Source organism: Pseudoalteromonas obscura (assembly GCF_030135505.1).
Classification (GTDB): domain Bacteria; phylum Pseudomonadota; class Gammaproteobacteria; order Enterobacterales; family Alteromonadaceae; genus Pseudoalteromonas; species Pseudoalteromonas obscura.
Window position 1 is genome coordinate 1 of sequence record NZ_JASJUT010000025.1, and the last position, 3701, is coordinate 3701.

2 protein-coding genes are annotated in these 3701 nt (G+C 43.4%); one reads left to right on the forward strand and one right to left on the reverse strand.

Going from position 1 to position 3701, the window contains the following annotated elements; translation table 11 throughout:
- Positions 1 to 170: 170 nt before the first annotated feature.
- Positions 171 to 2036, reverse strand: a complete 1866-nt coding sequence (locus tag QNM18_RS27230; RefSeq protein WP_284138947.1) for a S8 family peptidase — start codon at positions 2034 to 2036, stop codon at positions 171 to 173.
- A gap of 765 nt (positions 2037 to 2801) precedes the next feature.
- Here QNM18_RS27230 and QNM18_RS27235 point away from each other — a divergent pair.
- Positions 2802 to 3140: a hypothetical protein gene (locus QNM18_RS27235; RefSeq protein ID WP_284138948.1), complete on the forward strand. Its 339-nt coding sequence runs from the start codon at positions 2802 to 2804 to the stop codon at positions 3138 to 3140.
- The last annotated feature ends 561 nt before the right edge of the window (positions 3141 to 3701 follow it).

Consider the following 3701-nt stretch of genomic DNA (forward strand, 5'->3'; position numbering starts at 1 on the left):
TACCTTATCAACAACGGATAATTTAAAGGCAAGCGAATAATCTTTTTGAGTTCTCTTAGATATTGATGTCATGACATTCTCCAAATTTAAGTTGGAAAAGTGTCAACCTTATTTAGGACGGAACACTATTAAATGAAAAGGGAGCCAATGGCTCCCTTTTTATTTCATTATTAGAAACTGCCTGTCAAAGTAACACCTGAGTAAGCATTGTATCCACGTAACATGATGTGGTACGTCGCGTCTCCTCCAGTATTCGTTAAGCTACAAGTTTCAGCATTACCATTTCGGTATGGTCTGCAATCATATGTGCTTGTTGTTGGTGCTGCACCTTTTCTCACATATAGGTCCGCATCACCTGAACCACCAGATATTTGCACATTAACAGTCGCATTGGCTGGTACGTCAATCGTGTATGTGACCTCGCTACCAGAAGCACCTGATAAGTTAGTCACAGGTACACCATTGCTTAAACAATTGCTACCACAGCCGCCACCATCTCCAGCAGTGCTTGCTACTAAGCTTGCACCTGAGTATGCGCTATAGCCGTGTAACATGATATACCAGTCGCCTGCCACAGGGTTATTAAAGGTACAAACTTCTTCGTTACCACTTTTGTAAGGACGACAAGAGTAACTGCTTTGAGTAGGCTGTTGACCTTGTTGGACATAAAGATCCGCATCACCTGTACCACCAGAGAGTTTCACTGTTAACGTGGTTTTGCCCGCAGGTACTTTGAACAAATAATTTGATTCTTCACCTTTAGCTCCACTCGCATTTACTGCGACACCATCATCAAGCTCTGGTAACGGAGGAGGAGGTGGTGGTGGCGTTGAATCTGCTAGCGAGAATAGCAACTCATTTGGTGAACCAGTCTTCGCATCACTGACCTTATTCTTAGAGCTACGAGAGCTGAGTAAGGTGTCAATCTGGCTAGGTGTCAACGATGGGTTCTCATCTAGGTATAGAGCAACAACACCAGCTACATGAGGTGCTGCCATTGATGTACCGCTGATTGTGTTTGTTGCTGAGTCTGAATTATACCAAGCTGACTTAATGCTAGAACCTGGCGCATAGATATCTAAACAATTACCATAGTTTGAGAAGCTTGAACGAGCATCAGAGCTAGTTGTAGAACCGACAGTTACGGCGTCAGCAGCACGTGCTGGTGAGTAGTTACATGCACTGCTGTTATCGTTACCAGCGGCAACAACGAAGGTCACACCTGACGCCACAGCTGCATTTACAGCATCATCAACCGCCTGAGATACACCACCACCTAAACTCATATTTGCGACAGATGGGCCACTTGCATTGTTCTTAACCCAGTTAATACCTGAGATTACCCCAGAGTAGGAACCAGAGCCATTACATCCTAAAACACGCACACCTACTACGTTGACGTTTTTAGCTACACCATATGCGCCACCGCCAATCGTCCCAGCAACGTGAGTACCGTGACCATTACAGTCACTTGAGTCTGCATCGTTATCAACAAAGTCGTAACCATGGCTTGCACGGCCGCCAAACTCTGCGTGTGTGATTCGAACACCCGTATCGATTACATATGCCGTTACACCGCTACCATCAAAGTCATAGTGATAGTTGCTGTTTAAAGGCAAGTCTCTTTGGTCAACTCTATCTAAGCCCCAGATTGCATTGCCTTGATCTGCGCTTGCATCAACCATTGGAGTAACTGTTACAATTTGGTCTTGCTCAATGTAGTCAATACTCGGATTGTTTAGTAGTTCTTGTACTTTCTGTTTTGAAGCTGTAACTACAACACCATTTAAAACACCATCAAAATGCTGAGTAACCTGCACATTATGCTGAGTGCTCAAAGCTTGAGCTTGACTCGCTGCATAGTTAGAAATGGCAGCACTGCTCGCAGCATTCATAACGGCCGGCGTTTTAAAGACCACAATATACTGATCTTCAATTGCACTGTTTTGGTCTACAGACATTAGTTCTGCTTGTGCTAAGCAGCTGCCCGAAAGACCCGCCAAGACCGCAAATGCTAGTGTGTTTAATTTACGCATACTTGTTCCTTTATTATGTCATTTGGTTAATTTCCAATCAAAATGTAGCGCAAATGTAGAATTAATAAACAATTTATTTAACTTAAATTTAACCAAAAACACCTCTTTTTGTAAGCTAAAATTTACAACAGCAAGTTTTATTCATTAATATCAATTCTTAAACAAACTTAATTCAAGTTGAGTGATTGCAATAGTCAATCCTTATACAAGCGCATATGAAAAACCAATTTTAAGTATTATTTTCAACTGGTTATTGAAATATAAAGCAAACACCCAACGATGTCTCTACATTTAAAAGGTAATAGCAATAATGTGCTAATCCGTTAACAGTCCAAGGTTAGATAGTTTTCAAATAAAATCAGAGTGATTTTATTTCACTTTCCTTCACTTCCCAATTGGACGGCTTATTCTAGTTTTTACAAATTTTTTCTCCTATTTCCCCTAATACAAACTGGTGAACTCCTCACACATCAAAATATTGCATTAAACACTGTAAATACATCTCTAGTGCGCAGCAAGGTGCAAAAGCCTAATGACAAAGTACTGACATCATTTTTACGCAAGGGGGAGTGAGCTGTTTTGACAACTGCTAAGACAGCCACCTATAACATTAAAAACATGGATCCTGAAACGAGCTCAGGATGACATCGTGCAAAATGTAACGACAGTGAGCGAAGCGAGTACGTTCAATTTGCGCAAGTAAGGTGTAAAAGGTTAGCGACAATGAACGAAGTGAATACGGTTCTTTTGCGCAAGGTGAATATCGTGCGAAAGGATAATTACACAGCGCGAAGCGCTGACATTCTTTTCGCGCAAGGTCAAACGAGCCGCTTTACCCAATGTGACACGGCACTCAACCTAGCCGTCACCCTGAACTCGTTTCAGGGTCTAGAATGCAAAAGGTTAGCGACAGCGAACGCAGTGAGTACAGCTCTTTTGCGCAAGGTGAATATCGTGCGAAAGGTTTATGACACAGCGCGAAGCGCTGACATTCTTTTCGCGCAAGGTGAAGTGAGTACGCTTCTTTTGCGCAAGGTGAATATCGTGCAAAATGTAACGACAGTGAGCGAAGCGAGTACGTTCAATTTGCGCAAGGTGAAATGAACTAATTTAACAGTTGCTAAGGCCGCTACCCCTTCTCGTCACCCTGAACTTGCTTCAGGGTCTATGGTGCAAAGGATTAGCGGTATTGAATAATTTTGACTGAAGTAGAAAGGAAAGAGTACACCTTGCCGATGGTGAAGGTTCCTTCCTTCACCTTGCGCTTATCGTGTAAAAGGTTAGCGACAGCGAACGAAGTGAGAGCGCTCTTTTTACGCAAGGTGAAATGAGCCGTTTTAACCACTGCTGAGGGACTTAAACGAAAAAAGCCCGACTCTTTCGAATCGGGCTTTCTTATATTTGGCGCTTGGCAATGTCCTACTTTCACATGGGAAAGCCACCGCTGGCCGCCCCACACACTATCATCGGTCGGGGCCGACCCTTCGGCTATTTCGTTTCACTACTGAGTTCCGCATAGGCGGGATGGCCTTCCACGGGGCTGGCCCTCCAGTCAGGTGGTTCCAAAATGTTGTGTTATAAACGCAAAAAACCCGCTGCATTTCTGCAACGGGTTTCTTTAATTGGGCCCTGGCGATGTCCTACTTTCACATGGGAAACCCCACA